Genomic DNA, 18,866 nt, shown 5'->3' with positions numbered 1-18,866 from the left:
AGTCTTTGTTAAATCACTGTTAAATTAGTGTCAAATTTGTGTTAAAAACTAGACTTCTTGCCTAACCCCTTGAAAAGATAAGAGCTCGTTTAGAGTGCGTTAATTTTTGAAACTCAAAATTGAGTCATAGCCGAAACTATGGCGATGTTTTTAGTTTCAAAAAGTGATGCGCTATCAGCGATACTCTTTTTTCAAGGGGTTAGGCAAGAAGTCTATTATTTTAGGCGGTAAACAATCGGCACTTTAATCGTCACATTTTCCAAAGGAAGCGGAAAATAACCTTTGGCTTTGTGCACACTCTCGATGGCTGCCTTGCTTAGAAGCTGACTTTTAGAAATGGCTTCCACCTCTTCGACTTCACCTGTGGGCTTGATGATAAAACTCACTTCCACCACACCTTCAATGGAGCGTCTTCGCGCAAGTTCAGGGTAGGATTTGGCACGCTGAAGCGCTTGAGCGATTTCATCTTTATGCAGGTCTAAATACGAGGGGGTTTCGCTGTGAGATTCACTCTGAGGTGTTGGAGTAAGAAGCGGTGAGGCGTCTGCTATAGGAGCGGAGACGTTGTTTTCCAAAGCCGTGTTTGCCATAGGAAGGGAAACAGGCTTGGAGGGTTTCTCTTTTTTGGGAAGTTTTTTTAAAGGTGCTGGTTCAGGCTGTTCAGGTGGTATCGCTTCTTGCTGATGTACCTCGTGTTTTGGCGCTTCACTTTGCGCAATGACTGTGCTGATTCGTAGAGAAACAGGTGCACTTTGAGCCAAAATTTTTGGCTTTTGAGGTGTAAACATCATGAAAAACAGAAGCAACCCAAGATGTAAAATCAACGAAAGCAGTAAGGCAAAACTCAGTCGTCTCATTTTTCAATTACAATATCAATCGATTTAAAATGGTGCGCATTGAGCATATCCAAAAGAGTCACAAAAAACTCAAACGGAGCTTGTTTCGCACAGTTGATCGAAAAATGCGTCTCGTTGGTTAGGGTATCAAGATGGTTTTGGAGTGCTTCGCGAGAGATGGGCGTTTTTTCCAAAAAAAGCGCGCCCTGCTCGTCAATGCTTAAAACCACACTGGAAGGCTCTAGCGTCTGGGTTGAAGCAGATTTTGGTACATCAATGGGCAAAATTCCTTTGGCGATAAAGGTCGATGTCATCAGCACAATCGTCAATAAAACGAGCAAAATATCGACAAAAGGGATGACGTTGATGCTATCAAATTTCTTCATCGAACACTGCTAAAAATCGCTCAGAGTAACGCACTAAAATGTTGTTAAATACCATCGATACAATAGCAACAACCAGTCCAACGGCTGTTGTTTTAAGCGCAAGTGCCAGTGAGCTCATAATTTTGGACGTTTCAATGCTCTGTTCTGACATATTTGTAAAGGTAAGCATAATCGCAAGAACTGTGCCTAAAAGCCCGATGTAAGGCGCATTGGAAGTGATGGTCGCAATGGTGGTAAGATGATCGCTCAGCGCAATTTCCAATGATTTTTTGGTTTTATACGAAGTAACATCTAACGCTTTATAGAAAAAAACACGCTCAACAAAAAGCCCACACGAGAGGATGCTCATCGCAAAAAGAACTCCCAACACGCCATAATCAATCGCAAATTTAAGATACTCCATGCCCACTCCTCACCCCAATTTTCCTAAGGGGTGAGTTTATAGACGAAGTGTTAAATTAGTGTTAAATACTTTTACATGTAAAGCAGTGGCTTTTCACCCAATGGCAAAATTTCTGCGATAATGGCGCTGTATGTTAACCCTTCATCAAGTAGATGTTGTAAAAGTTTGGGTGCGTCATCTTGTGACACCGCGATCAAAAGTCCTCCCGAAGTTTGTGCATCGTACAAGATGATCTCATCTTTGTGCGGCACTTTAGCGTCTACTTTGGAGCTTAAATAGCTTTTGTTATTGTACGCACCTGCAGGGATGATGCCCATATCCGCGAGCGCTCTGGCTTCGTCTAAAATGGGGATATTTTGCATCTCAAATGCGATGGTCACTTGATTGAAACTCATCTCTGACGCATGTCCAAAGAGTCCAAAACCTGTCACATCGGTGCATGCACTCACGTCGTATTTTCTCATGATTTGAGACGCTTTATGGTTCAGCGTTGCTAAGATTGACGCTACTTTTTCAATCACCGAATTTTCCAGCATATCTGCTTTAATCGCCGTCGTTAAAATGCCCATACCAAGAGGCTTGGTCAAAATCAGCACATCGCCGATGCGTGGTGTGTTGTTGCGGTAAATCTTCTTAGGATGTACAAAACCTGTGACACTCATGCCATACGTCATCTCAGGCGCTTCGATCGTATGTCCGCCGATGATGATGGCACCGCACTCTTGAACTTTGTTTTGTCCGCCTGCGAGTATCTCTTTAAGCACCGAACGAGGATGATGACAGCCATCGAAGCCTACGATATTCATCGCTGTAGCGACTTCGCCACCCATCGCAAACACATCGCTCAGCGAGTTTGCCGCAGCAATCTGTCCGTACACAAAAGGATCATCCACCACAGGGGTGATGATGTCCACCGTTTGGACGAGGGCGCGTTCTTCATCCAGATAATAGACACTGGCATCATCACTCGTATCCATGCCGACCAAAACATTCTTATGCGTGCAAGAGAGTCCTCCCAATGCTTCTGTGAGGTCTCCCGGACCCAGCTTGGCAGCGCAACCCGCAGCTTTGACGTATTTGGTCAATTTTGCTTCGTTGTTCATTTAGTACCTTAATTTCAACTTCTTGAGCATTAAATGATCAAGAAGTAGTATGAGCCTTCCGCTGAGGAAAACCCAGTGTTAACGTAGTTTGAAAAGCTTTGCTTTGAAAGCGTTATTACAATGAAATAGTACCCTCTCCGCCAAAAAGCATCTCTATCGTTCCAAAAGCGTTACCGATTTTACCGACTTTAAGCTTATCGTTCACACCATAAAACTCTAAACAGACACCGCAGGAATAGATCTCAACACCTTTGGCTTCCAGTGCTCTAAGTACTTCCATAATGGGCGCACTCTCATCGGCCGTTGTTAAAAGGACGGCTTGGTTGACACAGATGATGCGACGAGGCAATTTGGGAAGCTCCAACGTGGATTTCAAAAAACCGACGATCAGTTTCGCACCCAGTTCGCCATCGCCTACTTTATCGCTTTTGAGAAACAGGGTTTTGTCTAAAAATAGTTCATCTTTTGTATTCCCAACCACGTTACATGTAAAACCTTTGACGATGGTTATGAGGCTTTTGCCACCTTCCACATCTTGCACACGCGTGTCAAATCCGCCATTTTGTGCAAAACGCATCACATTCTCTTTGGACGCTAAAGAACTCACCGTTACTTCAAGAACAGAGTCATTGGGAAGTTCTTCTAACGCTTTTTTGGTTTGTAAAACAGGCTCTGGGCATGCCAAACCACTGCAATCTAATTTCATTGTTTTCTCCAGTAAGTAATTAAGTCAGTCTAAACCTTAGACCTAAAAAAGAGGGAAGAGAGGAGTGATCCTCTCTTATTTTTGGTTCATGGTTTTTTCAACCCACGCACTTGCTTTTTCAACGCTATCAAACTTGTGGCTTTTTGCCACTTGATTTTGACCTTCGTAAAAACGCACGCGAATCCCATCTTGCACTTCATCAATTTTGATGCGTGTAATGCGATCTGCATTGAGGTAAACTCTATCATTTAACTTAACAAACATTGTAAGCTCCTTTCGCTTTGGTGCCTTTATTCTAGCACGATTTAATTAAATTATGAATTTAGAAAATCTTTTTGTGTTATACTATAAATCCTAATATTTGCGTTTATGAAAAGGGTTCGCACATGGCACATCTGTTTTTAATCCTTACGCTGATCACTACGTTGAGCGTTTCACTGTGTGCCGATGTTCTCTCCACCATCTTGGAAACTCGAAAAATTCGTGTCTGTATCTGGCCTGAGTATTATAGTATCTCCTATGTCAATCCAAGAACCCAAGAACTCATGGGCATCGATGTCGATCTTGCCAAAGAGTTCGCCAAAGAGTTGGGCGTGAATCTTGCATTTAAAGAGAGCTCTTTTGCTACGCTGATTCAAGACATCACAACCCAAAAATGCGATATGGCGATGTTTGCCATCGGACACACACCCGAACGCAAAGAGCGTCTTTATCTTACCTCCCCACATCTTGCAAGCGATGTTTACGCCGTCACATCCAAAAGTAACAAACGCATTCAAACATGGGATGACATCGACCAAGAGGGTGTCGTGGTTGCCGTGGCGAAGGGAACATACCATGTAGCGCTCATGCAAAAGAGTCTGCAAAAAGCTCAATTACGCGTCGTTGATTCGTTGCATGCAAGAGAACAGGAGGTGGAAGCGGGGCGTGCGGATGTGTTTATGACCGATTATCCTTTTGGGATTCGCATGGTTGAAGAGCGCGAGTGGGCAAAACTGATTGCACCAACAAAACCTTTTAATGTGGTTCCCTATGGTTGGGCGATGGCTCAAAATGAGCCTGCATTCCAAGGAAAAGTCGAAGTATTTATCGTGGCAATCAAACACGATGGAAGGCTTTTGGAAGCGGCGAAGCGTCACCATTTAGAGCCGATTGTTTTTCCTAAGTAGGAGAGCCTTATGCAGACGTTTCTACGAAGAGAGAAAAAAATCGTACGCTATTTTATAGCAGGGATTATCATCGTTGCTCTTCTGATCGGACTCATTTTTGTAGCACTTTCCAACTTGCGCCAAGAGGCAATTCAAACCCATCGCCACATTGCCAATCTTCATGCCTATACGCTGGAAGAACACTTTTCACAAACACTGCAACACATCAGCCTCACAATGGACCGGCTAGCCCCTCTTAGCCATGAAGAACCTTCGCAAGAGGGACTTTTCTCCATTTTTAACGAACTTTTGCGTAACGCACCGTATCTGAGATCTCTGTCACTTTTAGATGAAAAAGAAGGCATTATCGCTAGCTCTCATAAGCCCAATATCGGGAAGCGCATTTCATTGGAGCATTTTTTGCCCATTCCATTTGGGGAGACACCGCTACTGCGCATTGGTCTACCTTGGGAGGGAAGGGATTTTGATGTGGCACGAGAGAGTAGCATCCAGAATCCTGTTCAAACAGATGCCATTAGCTTTTTGCCTTTGCTGAAAAAAGTCTCTTTTGAAAAACGCCCCTATTTTGTGATCGCCAACCTCAACATGGATTATCTCAGTAACCGCTACACTTATACGCTTCCTCTTGAGCAAGGTTCGCTCACGTTATGGCGCATTGATGGGATTTCGCTCTTCAGCAGTGATCCAAACACACGGCTTGGAAGTTCGCATTACAGCCAAGAACATCCCCAAGACACTGACGATTTTTTCACCCATATCGGCATCCACAAGCAACCCACGCTCAATGTGTTTCGCGTGGCAAAGTTTTTCCCTTTTGTGGTTGAGGTACACACCAATGAGTCCAATGCTCTTGGTTACTGGGATAAAGAGCGCCAAAAAGTGCTTGGGATTACCACGCTACTCATTGTTTTCTCAGGCGCTCTTGCGCTGGCATTGATTGTGCGCTACTACAAAGAGAACGAACGCCAACGAGCACAACTCTCGTATGAAAAACAGTTCCGCGTGGCAATGGAAGCGACCCAAACGGGACTTTGGACATGGGATTTTAAAATCAATCGTATCGCGTGGGATCCACAATGTTTTCTTCTTCTGGGACTAGAACCTGGCGCTTTTGAGCCTTCATGGGACAAAATTATTGCCCTAACGCATCCTGAAGATGCCCTCAATATGCGCTTATTCATCCAAGAACAAATCGAGGCAAACTCAAGCTTTTTGATTGAGCGGCGTATGAAAACCGTCAATGAACTATGGGTATGGATTCAGGTGCGCGGTAAAGTCATCGAATGGTCAAAAGAGCATGAACCTACCCTTCTTACGGGAGTGTACATCAACATCGATGCGCAAAAAAGAGCCGAGCAACTTCACCTCTCCGCGGTTGCATTTGAGACACAAGAGGCGATTCTTATCACCGATGCCAGAGAGAGAGTCGTGAAGGTCAATGAAGCGTTTACGCGCATCACGGGCTACCGTGAGCATGAGATGATTGGTCAAACGCCACGTATTCTCAAATCCGATAAGCATGACCATGCCTTTTACGAATCGATGTGGAAAGCACTCTTGGAGCATGGCTATTGGCAAGGCGAACTGTGGAACAAGCGCAAAAATGGCGAAATCTATGCCGAATCCATCACGATCACCGCTATTCGCGACACCAAAGGGAAAACAACGCATTATATTGCCAATTTTAACGACATCACAACCCACAAAGCAGCGCAACAACAGATACAAGCACTCGCCTACTACGATCCACTCACCCATCTTGCCAACCGACGCTTACTCGATGAAACTTTAGAGCAGACCATTCGCCACAGCATCGAAGAGAACCATTTTGGAGCACTTCTTTTTATTGATTTGGACCATTTTAAAGAGCTCAACGACACACATGGACACGACGCTGGCGATATGCTCTTGATTCAAACCGCTTCAAGACTCAAAGAGAGTATTCGCGAAAGCGATATGGTCGCACGCCTTGGAGGCGATGAGTTTATCGTTTTACTTAAAAATTTGGGCACGCAAAAAGGCATTGCGGAGCATCTGACGCAAAGCATTGCCAAAAAGATTCTAGCCCTCTTATGCGAACCCTACGCCCTCGCCCACGGTAATTATCTCCTTGGTGCTAGCATCGGCTGTACCATTTTTGGTTCTCGCACAAACATCGATGGTGCAATGCTCATCAAAGAAGCCGACATCGCAATGTACCAAGCCAAAGAGAGTGGACGTGGCCAAGTCTATTTTTACGATCAAAATAATCCAATGGAGTAATTTTTGCTTTTTTTTGACGTAATAACTCTCACTATGTACACTTTACATGTAAATGAAATATTTGCTTAAATCAATAAACAGACTACTTCAATCTTTTTAAATCTCTATAAGCTTGTATACGCAATAATTGCATATACAAATATTTGGAGTTCTCATGAAAGAAGCGGTTCACAACAGTGTCGGTTTTCGAATAGCTCACACCGCCAATCGAATCAATCAAGCCATTACTACCCTTCTCAATGAAGAAGGCATTGCCCCCGAACAGCGCATTCTGCTTGAAATTTTAAGCTCTTGCGAAAAAGCGAACCAAACCACACTCGCTACCATGCTCAACAAAAGTCCAACAACAGTCAGTCGCACGCTTGATTCATTGGAAAAAAAGGGGTTGATCATCAAAAAAGAGGTTTTAGGCGATAAACGTGCCAACCTCATCGAAGTCACAGCTGAGGGAAAAGCGATGTTAGCGCGCACCGAAACCATCGTCAATGCTTTTCGCCAAAACTTATCAAACCTTTTTACCCCCGAAGAGAAACAAACCCTCTTTGCTCTTTTAGAAAAAATATCCTAAGGTCTCTCATGTTTTCACAGCACAAAAATGCGCTCGCGCAAAAAATAACCACTTTTGCAACCTTTCTCGCGTTTATGGGAATGGGCGTCGTTGACCCCATTTTGCCTGATATTGCCAAACAACTCGGTGCTACAAATTGGCAAGTTGAACTTCTCTTTAGCGCCTACATCATGATGATGGCGGTGATTATGATTCCTGCTGGTATGTTAGCCAGTCGTTTTGGCGATAAAAACGTTATGGCATTTGGACTCTTGGCTGTGGCGATTTCTGCCATATTATGCTCCACGTCTGAGACGATTACCTCTTTAGCTCTCTTTCGCGCCGCATGGGGATACGGCAATGCGCACTTTTTTGCTACCGCACTCATTTTGCTGATTGCACTCTCGCCTGATTACCACAAAGCCATTGGTCTGTTTGAAGGTGCGATTGGATTTGGCATCGCTACAGGGCCACTTTTAGGTGGATTTGTCGGGCAATTTTCATGGCGTTATCCTTTCTTAATCACAGGTTTTTTAACCGTTTTTGCTTTTGTATTAGTCCTCTTTTTTGTCAAAGAGCCTGCGGAGAAAAAAGCACCTACGCCAGCAGGTCTGGGTGCGCTCAAAGCCCTTTTTTGCGATGCTAAATTTTTAAAAATCGCCATTGGAGCGATGTTTTACTACTACGCTTTTTTCGTTGTTTTAGCCTATTCGCCACTTGTGGTGCATATGACTCCGATTGAAATTGGACTGCTTTTTTTTGGGTGGGGATTGGCACTGGCATTGGGTTCCATTGTGCTCAGTACCCGTTTGGAGCGCCATTGGCGTGCGCAGAAAATTATTCCTGTCGTGCTTTTGTGTTTCAGTGCTGTTTTGATAGGACTGATGAGCGTTCATGCCCTCTGGATGATGGTTGTTCTCATCGTGCTGAGTGGTCTGCTCTCAGGCATCAATAACTCCTTGTTTACGACCTACGTGATGCAAAGTCGTTTTGAGCGAAACATTGTCTCGGGTGGATACAACTTTCTGCGTTGGGGAGGGGCGGCGATTGCGCCTATTGCTTCTGGATTGATTGGGGAACATTTGGGAATGAGTGTACCTTATCTCGTTGCCACACTGTGTACGCTTATTGCTTATGCGCTCATTACCCATACAGGAAGAAAATACGCCTAATTGTGGATTAAAAATTGCTTAGCTTTAAAATAAAACATGAATGGAACACACCATTGTCCGTTTTGCAGTGTCAATTAGCCAAAGTCTCCACATCTATCTTTACATGTCAGAAAAATAGATACGTATTTATGGGATTTTAGTCATGTTCTTTGCTCTGTATTTGAACGCTGATATGAGCTATTTTGAGCACGATGTCAATACCACACAACTGGAACAATGCAAAGCCTTTTTCACGCAAAAAAATGATCGCATGATCGTTCATCTTCAAAACGGGCAAACCCTAGCGCTTCAAGACGAATACGTGAACAGCGATCCCAAATTCAAAACGCTCCTCTACACGCTTAAAGGCTGTTTTGCGAAAGAAAAATACCTTATTTACAGCGATTTTATGCCTGACATGGAGTCTTATTATACGATTGATTTACGCGATGGCAAAGAGACACCGCTAAGTGTCATGCCCTATCTCTCCCCTTCGCGAATCTTTTTTGTCACCGAAGCCGAAGCGTCCCATCCCATCAGCGTTTATACGTTTGGCGATGAGCGAATTCTTAAAGTTTTTTCACACCGCTACCCCGATCAATGCGTGACACAAAACACGGTATGGCTGGATGATCAAACGATCCATTTTGAGCTGGAATGCGACGAAATGTTCGACACCGACACCAATACCACTAAAGCAGGTGCCAAAGAGAGCCTTAAGCTGATTTACAAAGACGGAAAATGGGATATAACACGGTTCTAAGGCTTAAATTCTAAAACCAAACTGTAATGTTCATAAAGAAGAGTATACTAGATATGAAAGGCTCTCAAATGAATGATCAGCAGCTTCTCACCCTTTTTATAGGGATTATCATGGTGTGCATGGTTATTATCGCCGTCGCTATTGTTTTTCTTACACTTAAACATATCACTGCCATGCACAAAGCAACCGCGTTTATCGCTCTAGGTCAAAATGAATTAAGTGGACTTTGCCAAAAAGTCACATTCATGCTAGACGATGTCAGCGACCTCACAGCTACGCTCGAAGAAAAAAGTCGTTTTTTAGCACAGAAAGCATCGGGAAGTATCGCTCAATTTTCCCATGTTACAACTGCTATCACACTCTTTTCACAGCTCTTTAGCAAAAATAAAAACTCAAAAGAGGACACAATGAATCAAAATCACTTACTCAGTTTCGCACTCGGTGCGACAATTACAGGTATTAGCGCGTATTATGTGTATAAAAACAAAGATGAGCTTACATGTAAGCTCAACGATCTTGAAGAGACATTAGCCGATGATTACGAAATTTTGGTCGAAAAAGCCAAAGCAAAATTTGAAGCACTCAGCCAAGCCTTTAAAGAGACCACCCAAAACGTCACCAACACCGATATGGACGATGTCATGAAAGGCAGCGAAATCAAACACCTGATGAAAAAACTGGACAAACTTCAAAAAGAGATCCAAGTACTCACCAAAAACTAAGCTTTTAATGCAGTCTTACGCATGACCAAGATGTGAGCGGTTGGCTTTGCGTAAGGTTCTTAGCGTCGTAATGGCGAGTGCGATAATCGCAGGTCCTAAGATAAATCCCCAAAATCCAAATGTAGCAAGTCCACCCACAATCGCAAAAAAGATGATAAATTCATTGACCCGTTTTTTGCCGTTACTGAGCGTTTTATTAACAAAATTCAGCAACATAAGCTTGAAAATATTGTCAATAAAAAAGGCTAACATCGCCCATGAATACGCCGCTATAATAATGGCATTGAAGGTATTGCCTTGAAAGTACTCATTGGCTGCAATCGGAATCCACACCAGGGCCGTTCCTGCAATAGGAATAATCGACGCGATCCCCGCAAGAAATCCTAACAACAAAGCATTGTAACCATCAAAAAATGCGATAAAAACGCCAAAAGCAACCCCTTGCGCAACCATCACTCCCGTGAGAGAGTAAAACACCACCGCCATCGTCGTTGTCATCTCTTCTAAAAACTCGCGCTTGGTCGAGCGACCCAAAGGAATAATAGGAAAGAGAAACAGAATGATTTTGCGCCCGTAGAGGGTAAGAAAAAAGAAAAAAACAATGACCATCGCCATATCCACCAGCATCGCCATAAACGTTTTCAGTCCATTACCTAGTAAGCTTGCTAACGTAGCGGTAATCTCGTCTTTGTGCAGTTTAGACATCTCGATCAAACTCTCAATGGGAGAGACAATCCACGTCAGATAACTCGACAGATGCTTGCTTTGCGCCTCAATTTGATCGCCAACGGAGCGAATGAGATCGAGCGTATCGGAAGGGTGACTGAGAAGATTGAATAAAAAAAGCGTGATCGGCACAAAAATAATCAACGAAAATACCAAGGTCACAATGCTCGCCGAAAGCACCGGCGCAATTTTTTTAAGTCGGGGTTGTTTGGCGAGAAATCGTTGCAAGCGATGATGCAGTGGCGAAACGGCTAGTGCCATCAAGAGTGCAACAAAAAAACTTTTCAAAAAAGGAAAAAAGAGCCAAACAATCAGCACAAAAATCCCAAATCCGAGCCAGTGTAAAAAAGAGTTTTGCCTCATCGTATCTACCTTTGTGTGTGATCTATCGACCGTTAAACTACAGTATACCCTATAGAATACCTATCTAACGTTTTAAGCCATACAAAGGGTTCAGTGTTTGAGCAATGGTCGTATGTAAAAGCTCCAGCGTCACAGCATCCACTACGCCTAGTTTTTCACTAAAACGTTCATGCGAAAAGTTTTTGATCTGAAAACAGTCCACCGCAGACGTTTTAGAAAGCCCATTTTGCGTGCTAACTTCAAGTTTTACCATCCATGGATAATGCGCATACTGCGCTGACCACTCGGTAATGGGCACAATCGTTTTAAGCGGAAGTCTACCGATCTCGTTGGAGCTGACCACGACAGCAGGGCAAAGTTTGGCAATCTCACTGCCCACTTTGGGGTAAAACTCCACCATCCATATCTCACTTTGAAGAATAGTCATACAGCTCTCCTCCCACATCGCTTGCCGTGTCCAAATACGTTGCATTACCCAAAGCCAACTCCGCCCCTTTTTGCCACCGCTCACGCTCTTTTTGCTGAATGTAGTTTTTCACCGCATCATTGTAAATGGTTGAAAGCGAAACTTTCAGCTCATCTTTGAGTTGCATCACTTTCTCTTTGAGCTCGACTGGCATATTGAAGGTTATTTTTTCGGTGCTTGAATTTACCATATAAATCCTCCGTATATTTTTGGAGTATTCTAGCATAATATTTTATATGTTATAATAAACAATATCTGAAATAAAAGGTAAAAAAATGGAGCTTCAACTCAAAAATGTTGGTGCGATAGAAGAAGCCAATATTAAAATAAACGGACTTACTGTTGTAGCTGGCGAAAATGATACGGGGAAGAGTACTCTAGGAAAAGCATTATTTGCCCTTATTAAATCTGATAATATCGTTGCAAAAACTAAAGCTTCACAACAAAGAGCAAAAGAAATTTTAGCAATAAGACTTAATTTAGTTTTTGATGCCAATGTTACTCAAGAAGGCACAATAGCAAACATCAAGTTGCTGGATAATGCGCAAAAAGAGATAGCTAGTGCTGACATTATGGGGAAAAACTTTGTAAAAATATTTACAAGAGGGAACGATGAAGGTAATCGTTTTTTTGACGCAACTATTGTTCAATCTCCAATCGTTTTTGATATGGTTGATTTTTTTAATAGCATTGGAAAGATGAAAGAAAGACAAAAATTTGATTATGAACTTGACTTTGATATAAAATACCCCTACATTATCTGGGATTTATTTGACAAAATTTCTAAACCAAATCCTTATCCTCTCGTTAAAAAACAAATAAAAATTCAAGAAGAAATTCAAGAGATTATGAGTGGAGAATTCAAGCTAGAAAGTGGAAAATTCTTTTTTTACAAATACTTACCTGCAAAAGCACCACTCAAAATAGAAATGGCAAATACAGCTTTTGGTATTAAATCCTTTGGACTCCTTCAACTTCTAAATGAAAATCGTTTTATCAGTCGAAAAATGTGTCTTATTTTAGATGAGCCAGAAGTTCACTTACATCCAAAATGGCAACTTGCTATGGCTCGCATCATTGTCCGTTTAGTAAAAAATGGAGTAACAGTTTTGGTAAATTCTCATAGCCCTTATATGGTAGAAGCTTTGCAAAGATACAGTGAATTAGAAAAAATTGATTCAAATTTTTATCTTGCTCAAGAGGGGAAAATTAAACAAATGAATGAAAGCAACAGTCAAACACTCGCAGAAATTTTTAAAAAATTGTCTGAGCCTTTCGATATGTTTGATGAAATGGATAGCGAGAACTTACTACATGGCTGATATTGGTTCATTCATTCGAGAATATTCTTCGTTTAAAAGTACTTTTAAAATAACAAGTTTTGACGATGCAAACAATGTTTCATTATGCAACGATGAAAGTCAAGAAGTTATCAACTTTGATAAGATCATTGAAACAAATTACCCTAATTCCAATGACAGACCAAAGTCGTTTGATGCACTTTACATTCATGATAACAATATCTATTGCATTGAATTTAAAAATCTCAAACCTGCTTCTATCGAAAATGATGATGTAAAAGGAAAATTAGAAGCTGGCAAGCGAGCATTAGAAGAATTATTAAGTGCTCAAAATATACAAAAGAACGATTACAATTTTATCTATTGTGTATGCTATAAACATTGTACAGAACCTAGAGATAGATATAAATGTGGCATAGCAAAAGGTGCTATACAATTTGATTTAGAACAGTACAAAGAGAAACAAGTTATCAAAGAAGTTTTTACCAATAATGTCACATTTTTTACAAAACAATTTCAAAAAAAGACACAACAATCTTTACTATGTTGATCATCACGCCTCTTTGGATGGCACTTTAATCGCTGATTTGGCAAAACTAACATACACATTTTGCGATGGGTAGAAGTGGTAGCGCTCGAAGTATTTAAAGCTTTCTACACACTCTAATACATGATTTCCAATGATGATTTTAAGGGAAATTTCATTGGTTTTGGTGACATGTAACACGTCACGGATGACCCCTTTTAAACAGACGGTATCGTCTTTACATGTAAAGGGTTCGATGGCGATGGAGATGTCGCGTGGGTTGATCGCCACGCCTCGTTTTTCGCCGATGCGGTAGCTTTTTGGAAGTGACATGCTTTGGGTTTCATCGAAGTCAAAAAAGCGCTCATCGCCACTTTCGCGCCATTTGCCGACGATGAGATTGGTTGTTGAAAAGTCCATCAAACGTCCAAAGTGAAGCCCGACTTTGCGCGTGGCGATTTCACTCAGCCATAAAAGATCGTGACTGGCGATGACGATGGTCGTGCCCCATTCACGGTTCGCGTGCAAAATGGCGTCGGTAAATTGCGGAACACCGCTGTAATCAAGACTGTTGGTGGGCTCATCGAGCAGAAGCATTTGAGGGCGAAGTACGAGTCGGGATGCGAGTGCTACGCGTTGAGTCTCCCCACTGGAGAGTTCATGCCATGCGCGGTGCAGAAACTTTTTGGGCAAAAGCCCAACCAGTTCTAACGCCTCATTCATACGACTTTGAGCCTCTTCGAGCGTGCCTCTGATTTTGAGTCCAAAGAGAAGATTTTCCCGCACGGTGCGCTTGAGCAAATACGGCTCTGGCAGTAAAATGCCAATTTCACGCTTTACATGTAAAGGAATCGTGTGCGCATCAAAACCACGGTAACGCAGTGTGCCACTTTGTGCTGCTTCCAAAAAAGCGAGGTGTCTTAGAAGTGTGCTTTTACCACTACCATTGGAACCCACAAGCCCTAAAATTTCACCTTCTTCAACGTTGAGGGAAGCAATGTCTAACACAGGTTTTTCACCATACAAGGTGCGTAAACGGTTTAGTTCATACATCATACGATGATCCTCGCACGTTTTTTCAAAAAGAAGAGTATAAAATTGAGTAAAAAAGCGATGCTAATGAGCACCAATCCAAGGGCGATGCCCATCGCAAATTCACCTTTATTGGTCTCCAAGGAGATCGCCGTGGTGATGGTGCGCGTAAACCACTTGATGTTTCCACCGATCATCATCGCAATACCCACTTCGGCGATCACGCGACCATACGCCGCAACACCCACAGCAATCAAAGCATGGCGCAGTTCCCACACCACACTTTGGATCATCTGCAAAGGGGTGAGCCCAAAGGAAGCGAGTGTGAGGTAAAGCTTTTTTTCCATTCCTTCAACGGCGGTGGCACTCAATGAGATGATGATGGGAAGCGCTAAAAGCGTTTGACCAATCACAATGCCAGAAAGCGTGTAAAGCAATTCGTAGCTTCCAAAAGGACCGCGGTTAGAGATAAACGCATAGACAATAAGTCCAACGACCACGGTGGGAATGGCAAGCAGTGTGTCAGAGAGAAGTTTTAAAAATTTTCGACCTGGAAAATGAAAAAAGCCCAAGCAAAAGCCTAAAGGAAGTCCGATAACAATGCTAAAAATAATGGAGAGTGATGAACTTTTTAGCGTCACTTCAATAGCAGATATGGTTTCAGGATCAAGATGAATCAACAACCCAAAAGCCTCTTTTAAACCCGATACAATAAAATTCAAAAATCATTCCCTCTTTTACATATAATTTAAAAAAAGATACGCTACACTAAGACATGCTAAAAAAACATATTCGGAGGATTATTCAATGTTTTCAGTAAAGAACCGCTTAAAAGGTAAAGTGCTCTTTTCCCTTCTTGCCTTAAGTTCACTGCTTTGCGCAGCTGATCTTAAGATGGCAACCACCACCAGTACCGGTGACACCGGTCTTTTAGATGTCTTAGTTCCCAAATACAAAGCCGACACAGGCGTAGATCTTAAATGGGTCGCTGTTGGAACGGGCAATGCGCTCAAACTCGGCGAAAACTGCGATGTCAGTGTCCTTTTTGTGCACTCTCCATCGTCAGAGAAAACCTATATGGAAAAAGGCTTTGGTGTTGAGCGAACTCCTGTGATGTACAACGACTTTGTGCTTCTCGGTACACCTGACATGAAAGCAAAATTTGCAGGTAAAAACCTCGCTGAAGCGTTTAAAATCATTGAAACAGAACAGATTAAATTCGTCAGCCGTGGTGACAAATCAGGAACACACGATAAAGAAAAAGGTGTCTGGAAAAGCGCTTTAGGACATACACCTGAAAAACAACCATGGTACCTTGAAGCGGGTCAAGGTATGATCGCTACGATCAATATTGCTGCGGAGCAAAAAGGTGTCACGCTAGCGGATCGCGGAACCTACATCAAATACGAAGCAAACCATAAAGGCAACCCACCATTGGTTATCGTCTATGAAGGTGCTGACGCACTTAAAAACTTCTACTCTGTCATCGCGGTCAATCCACAACGATGTGCAAACACCGACTATAAAGGTGCATTACAATTCATCGAATGGATCACCACCGATAAAATCCAAACCGAAATCGCCAACTTTAAACTCTTGGATAAACAACTCTTCTATCCAGACTTCAAAACACGCGCTAGAAACTAAGAGCAAGACTGCCTTAAATAAGGCAGTCCTTTTTTACCTCAATCGATTGTTGATAAATCTTACGGTTAAAAACACCATGATGGAGAGAATAATCATCACAGCAGCCACGGGCGCTGAGTAACTAAGTCCAAAACTGGTGAAACGATCATAAATAAGCACAGGCGCTGTCATCGGATGGTAGACTAAAATCACGACTGCACCAAACTCGCCTAAACCTCGTCCCCACATCATCAAACAGCCATTAACGATGTCTTTTTTAGCGTTAGGAATAGAGATGGCAAAAAAGACTTTCAAAGGACTAGCACCTAAGGTTCGTGCCACTTTTTCAAGCTTGATGTCCACTTTTTTAAAACCCTCTTTGGCTCCGTTGATGAGAAACGTGGCAGAAAGAAACATCATAGCGATCATAATGCCCGCTTCCGTACCGATGAAACGAATGCCCAGTGCATCAAAAAAGCCTCCCATTGAGCCATGCCCAAAGGCAACTAAAAGCGCAATGCCCGCAGCGGTGTGAGGAATCATAATCGGAATATCGATCAACGTTTCCACAAAAGAGCGTCCAAAAAATGCGTGTCTTGCGATAAGATACGCCAAAGGAAGTCCGGTAAAAAGGGCAAACAGAGTCGCAAAAAATGACACCTTCATCGTTAAAATAACCGAAGCGCTAACATCGGATTCATTTAAAGTTTTAACGAGCGTCGCAACATCATTGCCCACAAGCATTTTAAACAAAGGCACGGTTAAAAAAAGAAGGATCACCAAAGCCAAAAACACTAACAGTGTCGTAAACCAATGTCTCATAAGTAACACACATCCTTTCTCCAAAATCCAATGACGATTTTCTCACCTCTATCGATGGAACAGCTTTCATGTTCTCGCTTTAAGCTTTTCACAAAAAACTGATGCTCTCCTACCGTGATAAAAAGTTTAAAGTGATCCACAATGCCCATGCACTCGTCCAATGTTCCCTCAAAAACAAAATCACATACCAAATCACGCTCTTTGGAGACCAAAATATCATTAGGGTCGATGGAAAAAAGTGTGTGCGCCTCTTCGTCAATCAAACAGCACGGCAAAATATTTTTAAAGCCCAAAAATTCCGCTATTTTGAGGTTTGCAGGATGCGAAAGCACCTCGTTGGTACTGCCCACTTGCTGCACACGTCCGTCCATCACGATGGCAATACGATCAGCTAAATACGAAGCTTCACGAAAATTATGCGTTACATGTAACGTTGTCAAACCGTAACGCCTGTGAATCTCTTTGAGAAATTTCATGATGGCATTGCGAAAGGTCGGATCAATGGCGCTTAAAGGCTCATCCAACAGAAGGATTTTAGGACGTCCGTAAATGGCACGCGCGATAGCGACACGCTGTTTTTCACCGCCAGAGAGATTTTCCACCCCTCGGTCGAGAATCTTCTCTAACCCTAAAAATTGCACCAAATCCTCTAACAGCTCTTTCGCTTTTTCGATGGTTTTATAACGCCCAGCAAAGAGGATATTTTCTTTCACGCTCAAGTTAGGAAACAAAGCAAAATCTTGATACACAAAGCCCACTTCACGGTGTTCGGGTGGCTTTTTTGTCATCGCTTCTTGATTGAAAAAAATCTTTCCACCCACGCTATGAAGCCCTGCAATCGACTCTAAAATAAGCGTTTTGCCCGCACCACTGTGTCCCAAAATAACAAAGTATTCGCCCTCGCCCACATCAAAACTAATGTCTTGGAGATGAAACGCCCCTACGTTACATGTAAGGGCTTGTAACGAGAGAAAACTCATTTGCGACCTAAGATGGAAGCATCTCCTGTGATAAGAGGAGGATTGAGGGCATCTTGTCCGTTTTTCTTCATAATCGCTTGACCTTCAGGCGAGAGCACAAAGTTCACAAAAGCAATCGCACCTGCTTTATTGACAGGCGATTTGGCGTCTTCAAAGAGCGTGATTCCATACACCATCGGAGCACCGATCTGTTTTTCAACCACGCCTGGTTTCTTGCCATCAATGTTAAACGACACCTCGGAGTAGACATTGTCGTATTTCGCACTTTTGAGTGAAATGGCTTCTGGAAGGGTGATGTATTTGAGCTTGTGCTGATCGGCTACGGATTTGTAGATGAACAAATAATCATACTGCCCTGCTTCTAAAAGCCCTAAAAGATCCGTCTCTTTGGGTCTAACAATCACTTTTTTAGGGTTTTCTTCGCCCACTTCGTAATGGTCGCCGTAATTAAAAATATTTTTATACAGATCGGGCTTCACGTAGTATTTCTCTGCGAGCATCGTTACAAGCAACGCTCGATAACCGCATGGATCGAGGTTAGGATTGGAGTGTCCTACCACCACGCCCTCTTTTAAAAAAATATCCGTCCAATTTTTTTCGTTGATTTCTTTGGCAAATTTGGATTTATCCGTATAGGCTAAGACCATTTCATTGGTCGCAAATTGGGCGTTAAATTTGGCATGATTGGGGATAAGCATGCTGTCAATCACTTGGTAATCCGCACTGCCCATCACATCAGCGGCTCGTCCAAGATCAGTCACTTTGCGCGCTGCGGCGATACTTCCGCTTGGCTCCCGTTGCACATCGTACTGTGGGTATTTTTCTTCAAACACTTTTTCAATCTCCGCAAAGGGAACAGATAAACTTCCTGCATGCAAGACTAAAATAGGCTCTTTTGCCAACAAAAACGATGCCGCTAGAGCACTGAGTAAGAACACTTTATTCATAAAAACTCCTTTTTAAGCTATGTATTTTT

The 18,866-nt window shown here is 42.6% G+C and carries 23 protein-coding genes; 9 read left to right on the top strand and 14 right to left on the bottom strand.

The annotated features are described in order from the left end of the window. Positions 1-215: 215 nt before the first annotated feature. From JU57_RS04815 to JU57_RS04790, 6 genes are all read right to left on the bottom strand, one after another. Positions 216-857, bottom strand: coding sequence for an energy transducer TonB (locus JU57_RS04815; protein WP_037957647.1), 642 nt, complete (start codon positions 855-857; stop codon positions 216-218). Then, positions 854-1,222 carry a biopolymer transporter ExbD gene (locus tag JU57_RS04810; RefSeq protein ID WP_037957645.1) on the bottom strand — a complete coding sequence of 123 codons (369 nt, stop codon included), beginning with the start codon at positions 1,220-1,222 and terminating at the stop codon, positions 854-856. Before JU57_RS04810 ends, JU57_RS04815 begins: the two co-directional genes overlap by 4 nt. Next, the gene (locus tag JU57_RS04805; RefSeq protein ID WP_037957643.1) at positions 1,209-1,625 is read right to left on the bottom strand and encodes a MotA/TolQ/ExbB proton channel family protein; all 417 of its coding nucleotides are present in this window, start codon (positions 1,623-1,625) and stop codon (positions 1,209-1,211) included. Before JU57_RS04805 ends, JU57_RS04810 begins: the two co-directional genes overlap by 14 nt. A gap of 71 nt (positions 1,626-1,696) precedes the next feature. Continuing rightward, positions 1,697-2,728, bottom strand: coding sequence for a selenide, water dikinase SelD (selD, locus tag JU57_RS04800; RefSeq protein WP_037957641.1), 1,032 nt, complete (start codon positions 2,726-2,728; stop codon positions 1,697-1,699). Positions 2,729-2,843: 115 nt separating this feature from the next. Beyond that, on the bottom strand, positions 2,844-3,434 hold the full coding sequence (gene yedF, locus JU57_RS04795; RefSeq protein ID WP_037957639.1) for a sulfurtransferase-like selenium metabolism protein YedF: 591 nt from the start codon (positions 3,432-3,434) through the stop codon (positions 2,844-2,846). A gap of 75 nt (positions 3,435-3,509) precedes the next feature. Further along, complete coding sequence (locus tag JU57_RS04790) at positions 3,510-3,698, bottom strand: hypothetical protein (RefSeq protein ID WP_025345924.1); 189 nt, start codon at positions 3,696-3,698, stop codon at positions 3,510-3,512. 122 nt (positions 3,699-3,820) lie between these two features. On the opposite strand from JU57_RS04790, the gene JU57_RS04785 reads away from it, so the two are divergent. The 6 genes from JU57_RS04785 (at position 3,821) to JU57_RS04760 (ending at position 10,048) form a co-directional block, all read left to right on the top strand. After that, positions 3,821-4,603, top strand: a complete 783-nt coding sequence (locus tag JU57_RS04785) for an ABC transporter substrate-binding protein (RefSeq protein WP_037957635.1) — start codon at positions 3,821-3,823, stop codon at positions 4,601-4,603. A gap of 9 nt (positions 4,604-4,612) precedes the next feature. Then, a complete protein-coding gene (locus tag JU57_RS13680; protein ID WP_051906602.1) occupies positions 4,613-6,865 on the top strand; it encodes a sensor domain-containing diguanylate cyclase in 2,253 nt (750 codons plus the stop codon). Between the two features lie 154 nt (positions 6,866-7,019). Continuing rightward, on the top strand, positions 7,020-7,433 hold the full coding sequence (locus JU57_RS13675; protein WP_051906599.1) for a MarR family transcriptional regulator: 414 nt from the start codon (positions 7,020-7,022) through the stop codon (positions 7,431-7,433). Positions 7,434-7,441: 8 nt separating this feature from the next. Further along, positions 7,442-8,584, top strand: a complete 1,143-nt coding sequence (locus JU57_RS04770) for an MFS transporter (RefSeq protein WP_037957633.1) — start codon at positions 7,442-7,444, stop codon at positions 8,582-8,584. A gap of 142 nt (positions 8,585-8,726) precedes the next feature. Further along, a complete protein-coding gene (locus JU57_RS04765) occupies positions 8,727-9,326 on the top strand; it encodes a hypothetical protein (RefSeq protein WP_037957632.1) in 600 nt (199 codons plus the stop codon). Positions 9,327-9,394: 68 nt separating this feature from the next. Continuing rightward, positions 9,395-10,048 (top strand): hypothetical protein, encoded by a 654-nt coding sequence (locus JU57_RS04760; protein WP_037957629.1) that lies wholly within the window; start codon positions 9,395-9,397, stop codon positions 10,046-10,048. Positions 10,049-10,063: 15 nt separating this feature from the next. Here JU57_RS04760 and JU57_RS04755 read toward each other — a convergent pair whose 3' ends face one another. The 3 genes from JU57_RS04755 to JU57_RS04745 form a co-directional block, all read right to left on the bottom strand. After that, on the bottom strand, positions 10,064-11,137 hold the full coding sequence (locus JU57_RS04755) for an AI-2E family transporter (RefSeq protein WP_037957625.1): 1,074 nt from the start codon (positions 11,135-11,137) through the stop codon (positions 10,064-10,066). 64 nt (positions 11,138-11,201) lie between these two features. Further along, positions 11,202-11,564 carry a type II toxin-antitoxin system PemK/MazF family toxin gene (locus tag JU57_RS04750; protein WP_051906598.1) on the bottom strand — a complete coding sequence of 121 codons (363 nt, stop codon included), beginning with the start codon at positions 11,562-11,564 and terminating at the stop codon, positions 11,202-11,204. Then, entirely contained in the window at positions 11,545-11,793 is a 249-nt protein-coding gene (locus JU57_RS04745) for a hypothetical protein (RefSeq protein ID WP_037957623.1), read from the bottom strand. The genes JU57_RS04750 and JU57_RS04745 overlap by 20 nt, the downstream gene beginning before the upstream one ends. Positions 11,794-11,878: 85 nt before the next feature. Between JU57_RS04745 and JU57_RS04740 the strand changes: the two genes are divergently transcribed. Continuing rightward, a complete protein-coding gene (locus tag JU57_RS04740; protein WP_037957620.1) occupies positions 11,879-12,925 on the top strand; it encodes an AAA family ATPase in 1,047 nt (348 codons plus the stop codon). Continuing rightward, on the top strand, positions 12,918-13,454 hold the full coding sequence (locus JU57_RS04735; RefSeq protein ID WP_037957614.1) for a hypothetical protein: 537 nt from the start codon (positions 12,918-12,920) through the stop codon (positions 13,452-13,454). Before JU57_RS04740 ends, JU57_RS04735 begins: the two co-directional genes overlap by 8 nt. A 3-nt stretch (positions 13,455-13,457) precedes the next feature. Here the strand turns inward: JU57_RS04735 and JU57_RS13670 are convergent, their stop codons facing one another. Both JU57_RS13670 and tupB read right to left on the bottom strand, forming a co-directional pair. Next, positions 13,458-14,486, bottom strand: coding sequence for an ABC transporter ATP-binding protein (locus JU57_RS13670; RefSeq protein WP_051906596.1), 1,029 nt, complete (start codon positions 14,484-14,486; stop codon positions 13,458-13,460). Further along, the gene (gene tupB / locus JU57_RS04725) at positions 14,483-15,184 is read right to left on the bottom strand and encodes a tungstate ABC transporter permease TupB (protein WP_037957612.1); all 702 of its coding nucleotides are present in this window, start codon (positions 15,182-15,184) and stop codon (positions 14,483-14,485) included. The genes JU57_RS13670 and tupB overlap by 4 nt, the downstream gene beginning before the upstream one ends. Before the next feature lie 85 nt (positions 15,185-15,269). Here tupB and tupA point away from each other — a divergent pair, with 85 nt between their 5' ends. Continuing rightward, positions 15,270-16,109 (top strand): tungstate ABC transporter substrate-binding protein TupA, encoded by an 840-nt coding sequence (tupA, locus tag JU57_RS04720; protein WP_037957609.1) that lies wholly within the window; start codon positions 15,270-15,272, stop codon positions 16,107-16,109. Between the two features lie 33 nt (positions 16,110-16,142). Here tupA and JU57_RS04715 read toward each other — a convergent pair whose 3' ends face one another. Genes JU57_RS04715 through wtpA form a run of 3 tightly spaced genes read right to left on the bottom strand, consistent with a single transcriptional unit; the run spans position 16,143 to position 18,837 of the window. After that, a complete protein-coding gene (locus JU57_RS04715) occupies positions 16,143-16,910 on the bottom strand; it encodes an ABC transporter permease (RefSeq protein ID WP_037957593.1) in 768 nt (255 codons plus the stop codon). Next, positions 16,907-17,890: an ATP-binding cassette domain-containing protein gene (locus tag JU57_RS04710; protein WP_037957591.1), complete on the bottom strand. Its 984-nt coding sequence runs from the start codon at positions 17,888-17,890 to the stop codon at positions 16,907-16,909. The genes JU57_RS04715 and JU57_RS04710 overlap by 4 nt, the downstream gene beginning before the upstream one ends. Then, positions 17,887-18,837 carry a tungstate ABC transporter substrate-binding protein WtpA gene (gene wtpA / locus JU57_RS04705; protein ID WP_037957588.1) on the bottom strand — a complete coding sequence of 317 codons (951 nt, stop codon included), beginning with the start codon at positions 18,835-18,837 and terminating at the stop codon, positions 17,887-17,889. Before wtpA ends, JU57_RS04710 begins: the two co-directional genes overlap by 4 nt. Positions 18,838-18,866: the final 29 nt, after the last annotated feature.

Origin of the sequence: Sulfurospirillum sp. SCADC, assembly GCF_000743525.1 — a bacterium.
Lineage (GTDB): Bacteria > Campylobacterota > Campylobacteria > Campylobacterales > Sulfurospirillaceae > Sulfurospirillum.
The sequence above is the reverse complement of the archived record's forward strand: the minus strand, read 5'-3'. Positions and strand labels throughout refer to the sequence as shown.